A 6,242-nucleotide genomic window follows, 5' to 3' on the forward strand; every position below is an offset into this window, starting at 1 on the left:
GGTTCACATTGAGGCCGTTCGATGGTCGGCCACCGGGCCGCTTTGTCGCGCGAAGCAGCTGCGCCGGCCGTGCGGTCGGTCCGCCTTTTAGCCGGTTTGGCCTCGCCGCAACAGGGCGGGCGGGCTCGCGGGTGCGGGGGCTTGCCGAAGCCCGGACCTGTTAATAATTCCTCACCCGCAAGGGCGGTTGAGCCCGGATATCACCTTCCAAAACCCGATGTTTTAGCGGCAGAAACCTAGCTTCGGTCCTTGCGGGCCCCTCCCCCCCTCCTATATGAGCCTCAATCATCGCAATATCGCGGATGTTTGATCTTAGGGGGTTTCGGTTCGGGTGCCTCTTGGGCCCAGCCAACCTGCCGCAAAAAGAAGGATATCAGGACCATGGGAAAGGTCATTGGGATCGACCTCGGCACCACGAATTCGTGCGTCGCCGTGATGGATGGCAAGAACGCCAAAGTCATCGAGAATTCCGAAGGCATGCGCACGACGCCTTCGATCGTCGCCGTCACGGATGACGGCGAGCGCCTCGTCGGCCAGCCCGCCAAGCGCCAGGCCGTCACCAATCCCGAGCGCACCTTCTTCGCAGTGAAGCGCCTCATCGGCCGCCGCTACGACGACCCGATGGTCGAGAAGGACAAGAAGCTCGTCCCGTACAAGATCGTGAAGGCTTCCAACGGCGACGCCTGGGTCGAGGCCGACGGCCAGACCTACTCGCCCTCGCAGGTCTCCGCCTTCATCCTGCAGAAGATGAAGGAGACCGCGGAAGCCCATCTCGGCCAGAAGGTCGAGCAGGCCGTCATCACCGTTCCCGCCTACTTCAACGACGCCCAGCGCCAGGCGACCAAGGACGCCGGCAAGATCGCGGGCCTCGAAGTGCTGCGCATCATCAACGAGCCGACCGCGGCCGCGCTCGCCTATGGCCTCGACAAGACCAAGGCCGGCACCATCGCCGTGTACGACCTCGGCGGCGGCACGTTCGATATCTCCATTCTCGAAATCGGCGACGGCGTGTTCGAGGTGAAGTCGACCAACGGCGACACCTTCCTTGGTGGCGAAGACTTCGACATGCGCCTCGTCGGCTATCTCGCCGACGAATTCCAGAAGGAGCAGGGCATCAACCTGCGCAACGACAAGCTCGCCCTGCAGCGCCTGAAGGAAGCCGCTGAAAAGGCCAAGATCGAGCTGTCCTCGACGACGCAGACCGAGATCAACCTGCCCTTCATCACCGCGGACCAGACCGGCCCGAAGCATCTGACGATGAAGCTCACCCGCGCCAAGTTCGAGGCGCTGGTCGACGACCTCATCCAGAAGACCGTCGAGCCCTGCCGCAAGGCGCTGAAGGACGCCGGCGTCACCGCCGGTGAGATCGGCGAGGTCGTGCTGGTCGGCGGCATGTCGCGCATGCCGAAGGTCCAGGAAGTCGTGAAGCAGCTGTTCGGCAAGGAGCCGCACAAGGGCGTCAACCCGGACGAAGTCGTGGCGATCGGCGCCGCAATTCAGGCCGGCGTGCTCCAGGGTGACGTCAAGGACGTGCTGCTGCTCGACGTGACCCCGCTGTCGCTGGGCATCGAGACGCTGGGCGGCGTGTTCACCCGCATCATCGACCGCAATACCACGATCCCGACCAAGAAGAGCCAGGTGTTCTCGACGGCTGAAGACAACCAGAATGCCGTCACCATCCGCGTCTTCCAGGGCGAGCGTGAAATGGCAGCCGACAACAAGATGCTCGGCCAGTTCGACCTGATGGGCATTCCGCCGGCGCCGCGCGGCATGCCGCAGATCGAGGTGACCTTCGACATCGATGCCAACGGCATCGTCAACGTCTCGGCCAAGGACAAGGCCACCGGCAAGGAGCAGCAGATCCGCATCCAGGCCTCCGGCGGCCTGTCGGAAGCCGACATCGAGAAGATGGTCAAGGACGCCGAGGCCAATGCCGAGGCCGACAAGAAGCGCCGCGAGGCCGTCACCGCCAAGAACGAGGCGGATGGCCTGGTGCATTCGACCGAGAAGGCTTTGGCCGAGCACGGCTCGAAGGTTGCCGAGAGCGAGCGCCGCGCCATCGAGGACGCCGTCAGCGACCTCAAGGAAGCGCTGAAGGGCGACGATGCCGAGGCGATCAAGGCCAAGACCCAGACGCTGGCGCAGGCTTCGATGAAGCTCGGCGAGGCCATGTACAAGCAGCAGGCCGAGGCCGACGCCAAGAAGGATGCGGCCAAGGACGACGTCGTCGACGCGGAATTCACCGAGGTCGACGACGACAAGAACAACAAGAAGTCCGCTTAAGCCCCGAGAGGGTGACGATGCGGACGGCTTGGACCCCACACACGCTACCGGCCTCCTCCCTCACGGGGGAGGCCGTCGTGTCGTCGGGACGGGCGGGCCGTGACTCCTTCAAAGTCGACCCCGTTACGATCGATCAATTCCCAGCCGTTATTCTCAGCGCTGCCAGGCTCTCCTCTGCCGCAAGGTCGAAGGGCGCTCATACCGCCGCATGTCAGCGTTGTTCCGCGCCAACTTGAATCGCGATTGGATAGACCGAGCTCATCATGTCCACGTCCACCAAGCGCTGCTATTACGAGACCCTCGAAGTCGAACGCGACGCCGACGAAGGCAAGCTGAAGTCGTCGTTCCGCAAGCTGGCGATGAAATTCCATCCCGATCGCAATCCCGGGGATGAGACCAGCGAAGTCAAGTTCAAGGAAATCAACGAGGCTTACGAGGTCCTGAAGGACAAGGACAAGCGCGCCGCCTATGATCGTTACGGCCACGCCGCGTTCGAGCAGGGCGGCGGCTTCGGCGGCGGCGCCGGTTTCGGCGCGGGCTTCGCCTCCTCCTTCTCCGACATCTTCGAGGATCTGTTCGGCATGGCCGGACAGCGTGGCCGCGGCGGCCGCGAGCGCGGCGCCGATCTGCGCTACAACATGGAAATCACGCTCGAGGAAGCCTTTGGCGGCAAGACCGCGCAGATCGAGATTCCGGTCTCGGTCACCTGCGAGGCCTGCTCGGGCATCGGTGCCAAGGCCGGCACCAAGCCGAAGACCTGCTCGACCTGCGGCGGCGCCGGCCGCGTGCGGCAGTCGCAGGGCTTCTTCACGCTGGAGCGGACCTGCCCGGGTTGTCAGGGCCGCGGCCAGATGATCGAGGACGCCTGCCCGTCCTGCGCGGGACAAGGGCGGGTCACCCGCGAGCGGACGCTCTCGGTCAACATTCCGCAAGGCGTCGAGGACGGCACACGGATCAGGCTCGCCGGTGAGGGCGAGGCTGGTGTCCGCGGCGGGCCGCCCGGCGATCTCTACATCTTCCTGTCGCTGGCCCAGCATCAGTTCTTCCAGCGTGACGGCGCCGACCTGCATTGCCGTGTGCCGATCTCGATGGTGACCGCCGCGCTCGGCGGCGAATTCGAGGTGCCGACCATCGACAAGGGCAAGACCAAGGTGAAAGTGCCCGCGGGCACCCAGTCGGGCCGCCGATTCCGCATTGCATCAAAGGGTATGCCGGTGCTGCGGTCGCGCCAGATGGGCGACATGTACGTCCAGGTCATGGTCGAGACCCCGCAGAACCTGACCAAGAAGCAGCAGGAATTGCTGGCCGAGTTCGAGAAGCTCTCCTCCGGCAACACCCAGCCGGAAGCCGAGGGCTTCTTCGCCAAGGTCAAGGATTTCTTCGGCAATCGGGCGAATTGACTCGTCTTGACCGTATCGCCTCCGGCCTATACGTCTTTATGACCATTTTCTGACACGCCGCGGTCCCGCGGTTCCGTCCGGTCCCGACATGCCATTGCCATCGTCCGCGCGTGCGTTGAAGAAGCCTCGTCTCGATGACGAGGTGCGCTTTCTCAGGTCGTGGATCGAAAAGCCTCTGCACATGGGCGCGGTGATGCCGTCCGGCAAGCTGCTGGCGCGGACCATGGCTCATTATGTCGATCCCGATTCGGACGCACCGGTGGTCGAGCTCGGACCCGGCACCGGCGCCATCACGTCCGCGCTGATCGAGCGCGGGATCGACCAGAAGCGTCTCGTTCTCGTCGAATACAATCCCGGCTTCTGCGCGCTGCTGCGCGATCGCTACCCGCAAGCCAAGGTGGTGCAGGGCGATGCCTACCGCCTGCGGGACACGCTTTGGAATGTCTTGAGCGCGCCGGCCAGCGCGGTCGTGTCCGGCCTGCCGCTCGTCACCAAGCCGATGCTGACGCGGCTGCGGCTCATTCGCGATGCCTTCACCGCGCTCGCGCCCGGTGCGCCCTTCATCCAGTTCACCTATGCGGTGGTGCCGCCGATCCCGAAATCGCTGTCCGGCGTGTCCACAGAGGCCTCGGAACGGATCTGGATGAACCTTCCGCCGGCCCGCGTCTGGGTGTATCGCAAGCATTAATTCCGCCGGCTCCTCTTTGCGCGGCGGGCTCGTTTCGCCGAACGCATGGGATTGGATGCCAGCTCCCAAGATCCTGATCATTCCCGGCTCGTTGCGCACCGGCTCGCACAATGCGAAGCTGGCGGCGGCGGCGGCCTATGAATTTGCTCAGGCCGGCGTCGACGTCACCCGCATCTCGCTCGCCGATTTTCCGCTGCCGATCTATGACGGCGATCTCCAGGCCAAATCCGGCGTGCCCAAGCACGCGATCAATCTGAAGCGCATGATCGGCGCGCATCATGGCGTCCTCATCGTCTCGCCCGAATACAACGCCTCGGTACCGCCGCTGCTGAAGAACGCGATCGACTGGGTCAGCCGCGTGCACGAGCTGCACGAGGCGCGCGGCGAGGTGTTCCGCAACCGTGTCTTCGCGCTTGCCGGCGCGTCGCAGAGCCGGTTAGGCGCCGCCCGCGCGCTGCAGGCCCTGCGGCTGATCCTGACCTCCTGCCACGCCAATGTGATTGCCAGCCAGCTCACCCTCGCCTTTGCCGACCAGGCCTATGACGATATGGACAGGCTGAAGAACGAGAGTGATATCGCCGCGCTGAAGCAGCTTGTGGCGCAGTTGATCGACGTTTCCCAACGCATGATGTGAGGTGACATGACGCCAGCCGAGATCGCCCCGAAGGACCGCCTGATCGTAGCGCTCGATCTGCCGAGCGTTGATGCCGCGGAGGCGATGATCGCGAAGCTCGGCGACAGCGTCACGTTCTACAAGATCGGCTATCAGCTCGCTTATGCCGGCGGCCTGCCGCTGATCGGCAAGCTCACTGATGCGGGCAAGAAGGTGTTCGCCGATCTCAAGATGCACGACATCGGCAATACGGTGATGCGGGGCGTGGAGAGCGTTGCCAAGCTGGGCGCGACCTTCGTCACCGTGCACGCCTATCCGCAGACCATGAAGGGCGCCGTCGAAGGCCGCGGCAGCGCTAGCCTGAAGATCCTCGCTGTGACCGTGCTGACGTCCTACAATGACGATGATTTGCATGCGGCAGGTTATCGGCTCAGCGTATCGGAGTTGGTCGAGGCGCGTGCGCAGCAGGCGCAGGTGCTCGGTGTCGACGGCCTCGTGTCCTCGCCGGAGGAGGTCGGGGCCTTGCGCAAGATCGTCGGCCACCAGATGAGCCTCGTCACCCCCGGCATTCGTCCGGCGGGCGCCGCCAGCGGCGACCAGAAGCGCATCATGACGCCTAGCCGTGCAATCGCCGCCGGCGCGGATTATCTCGTCGTCGGGCGCCCGGTTGTCGAGGCCGCCGATCCGAAGTCGGTCGCCGACGCCATCCACGTCGAGATCGCGCAGGGGCTAGGCTAACCCACTAAACAACAGGGAGAAGAACAATGGCAAAAGGCTACTGGATCGGGCGTGTCGACGTCAGCAATGACGAGGGCTATAAGCCCTACGCCATCGCCAACGGCCCGATCTTCAAGAAATGGGGCGGCCGCTTCGTCGTCCGCGCCGGCAAGTTCACCGCCGTCGAAGGCGCCAGCCGCAACCGCAATGTCGTGATCGAATTCCCGGACTACGAGACCGCGCTCGCCTGCTACAACTCGCCGGAATACCAGGCCAACATCAAGGTGCGCCAGCCGCACTCGATCGCCGACCTCATCATCATCGAAGGCTACGACGGCGCGCAGCCGCAGGACGGCTGAGGCTCGATCCCGTCTTACCCGCCCCTGGAGGGGGAGGGTCGATCGCGCGCAGCGCGAGCGGGGTGGGGTGATCTCTCCTCTCGGGCACTGCTCATCGCGGAGAGACCGTCACCCCACCCCGTCACGCAATCTCGCTTTGCTCGATCGCGTGCCGACCCTCCCCCTCCAGGGGAGGATAAGAG

The 6,242-nt window shown here is 64.5% G+C and carries 6 protein-coding genes; all 6 read left to right on the forward strand.

Annotated features, from left to right (window positions below; genetic code table 11):
- Positions 1-381: 381 nt before the first annotated feature.
- The 6 genes from dnaK (at position 382) to I6F09_RS36895 (ending at position 6,060) form a co-directional block, all read left to right on the forward strand.
- Entirely contained in the window at positions 382-2,283 is a 1,902-nt protein-coding gene (dnaK, locus tag I6F09_RS36870; protein WP_036003245.1) for a molecular chaperone DnaK, read from the forward strand.
- Positions 2,284-2,546: 263 nt separating this feature from the next.
- Positions 2,547-3,683, forward strand: a complete 1,137-nt coding sequence (gene dnaJ / locus I6F09_RS36875) for a molecular chaperone DnaJ (protein WP_036024343.1) — start codon at positions 2,547-2,549, stop codon at positions 3,681-3,683.
- Between the two features lie 88 nt (positions 3,684-3,771).
- Positions 3,772-4,371, forward strand: a complete 600-nt coding sequence (locus I6F09_RS36880) for an rRNA adenine N-6-methyltransferase family protein (protein ID WP_225144152.1) — start codon at positions 3,772-3,774, stop codon at positions 4,369-4,371.
- 55 nt (positions 4,372-4,426) lie between these two features.
- On the forward strand, positions 4,427-5,005 hold the full coding sequence (locus I6F09_RS36885) for an NAD(P)H-dependent oxidoreductase (protein ID WP_225190177.1): 579 nt from the start codon (positions 4,427-4,429) through the stop codon (positions 5,003-5,005).
- Positions 5,006-5,011: 6 nt separating this feature from the next.
- Positions 5,012-5,722, forward strand: coding sequence for an orotidine-5'-phosphate decarboxylase (pyrF, locus tag I6F09_RS36890; protein ID WP_225190178.1), 711 nt, complete (start codon positions 5,012-5,014; stop codon positions 5,720-5,722).
- Between the two features lie 26 nt (positions 5,723-5,748).
- Entirely contained in the window at positions 5,749-6,060 is a 312-nt protein-coding gene (locus I6F09_RS36895; protein ID WP_225190179.1) for a DUF1330 domain-containing protein, read from the forward strand.
- The last annotated feature ends 182 nt before the right edge of the window (positions 6,061-6,242 follow it).

The organism is Bradyrhizobium sp. IC3195 (assembly GCF_020193585.1).
In the GTDB taxonomy this organism is placed as follows: domain Bacteria; phylum Pseudomonadota; class Alphaproteobacteria; order Rhizobiales; family Xanthobacteraceae; genus Bradyrhizobium; species Bradyrhizobium yuanmingense.

What these genes read in the sequence shown, in the direction of transcription:
- dnaK (WP_036003245.1), top strand. Translation starts at nt 382, where the DNA reads ATGGGAAAGGTCATTGGGATCGACCTCGGCACCACGAATTCGTGCGTC.
- dnaJ (WP_036024343.1), top strand. Translation starts at nt 2,547, where the DNA reads ATGTCCACGTCCACCAAGCGCTGCTATTACGAGACCCTCGAAGTCGAA.
- I6F09_RS36880 (WP_225144152.1), top strand. Translation starts at nt 3,772, where the DNA reads ATGCCATTGCCATCGTCCGCGCGTGCGTTGAAGAAGCCTCGTCTCGAT.
- I6F09_RS36885 (WP_225190177.1), top strand. Translation starts at nt 4,427, where the DNA reads ATGCCAGCTCCCAAGATCCTGATCATTCCCGGCTCGTTGCGCACCGGC.
- pyrF (WP_225190178.1), top strand. Translation starts at nt 5,012, where the DNA reads ATGACGCCAGCCGAGATCGCCCCGAAGGACCGCCTGATCGTAGCGCTC.
- I6F09_RS36895 (WP_225190179.1), top strand. Translation starts at nt 5,749, where the DNA reads ATGGCAAAAGGCTACTGGATCGGGCGTGTCGACGTCAGCAATGACGAG.